The sequence below is a fragment of the Paramuribaculum intestinale genome (genome assembly GCF_003024925.1).
Classification (GTDB): domain Bacteria; phylum Bacteroidota; class Bacteroidia; order Bacteroidales; family Muribaculaceae; genus Paramuribaculum; species Paramuribaculum intestinale.
This window is the reverse complement of sequence record NZ_PUED01000367.1, coordinates 1-1,120: the sequence shown is the minus strand read 5'-3', so window position 1 is coordinate 1,120 and position 1,120 is coordinate 1. Positions and strand designations below refer to the sequence as shown.

Sequence of the window (1,120 nt, the reverse complement as noted above, 5' to 3'; positions counted from 1 at the left end):
TTGTCCTCTGGGATTAACAACACCAAACGGTACAAATAAATCAGGCGACCTTGAAAGGCCGCCCAATACTCTATGTCTTTTGATTGGTTGAAAATCATTAAGTTCTTATCCCGAACTCGCGTTATTATTTCCTTGCCACACCCTTTTTTGAGCAGCTCTTTGTGAAATGCCCCGGCAAAATCCTGCATCCTGTCGGCCATCGCATGATCGTTAATGCCGATTTCAGCACGGCACAGTGTTGATTCTGACGGCACGCCGTTCCTGAGAATGCCCAGCCTGTGGAATTTATTGAGATGGAGACGTCCGAATTCCATTATATCGGCACGCCCGACACATCCACACTCTCTGGCTAATATCATCAGTATGATGATGTCGGCGAGCCGATGTTGTATATTGCCCTTGTCGGACCTGCGGAAATCGGGGACTGAACGGGCGAAATTCATCAATCTGTTCAGGATACTGCCGTTGAATTCAGATTTATTTACTAATTTTGAAGTCCGATTGGGCGCATTTACGCCGGTCGAACGCACTTGGTCAAGTGGCTTATTTTTATTCATAACTAATTGATTTACAACTATAAAGTTACGAAAATTGGTCACTTGACCAATTTTTATACCACTTATTTTATTGAAAATCAGAGAAATGAATGCGAAAATCGCCCTTTCCCATTCAGACTTCCCCCGCTATAAAATAACAGGCTTTTCGGAAGCACAAGACTTTTTTTAAATGAAAGAGCCGTGACTTTATTTGCACTTTTTTTCACAAATTCTTTCTAACGCTTGCATAATTCAAAATTAAGCCGTACCTTTGCATCGCTTTTAACAACAAGAGCACTGATTCGCTAGCTCAGCTGGTAGAGCACAACACTTTTAATGTTGGGGTCCTGGGTTCGAGCCCCAGGCGGATCACTAAAATACTCTACCTAATGAGGAAAATCGCTGAAAATCAAACATTTTCAGCGATTTTTATTTTTGGTAAAACCCCGAAAATCGGCAAATCTGAGTAGTCTGCGGTGTAAAAATCGGGAATAGTTTCTGAGAGACTGAAATTTACACCCAAAGGTACGCTAATAATCTGAGTTTGCAATGGTTACAGCAACCTAACTTGCACAAGCAAGTGT

General features: G+C 42.0%; 1 protein-coding gene and 1 tRNA gene. One reads left to right on the top strand and one right to left on the bottom strand.

Translation table 11 applies throughout. The features are described from left to right. Window positions 1-557, bottom strand: a 557-nt coding sequence (locus tag C5O24_RS13615) for a transposase family protein (protein ID WP_133165615.1), incomplete at its 3' end; no start/stop codon positions are given. 278 nt (window positions 558-835) lie between these two features. Between C5O24_RS13615 and C5O24_RS13610 the strand changes: the two genes are divergently transcribed. Next, window positions 836-908: transfer RNA gene (locus C5O24_RS13610), tRNA-Lys, on the top strand. The last annotated feature ends 212 nt before the right edge of the window (window positions 909-1,120 follow it).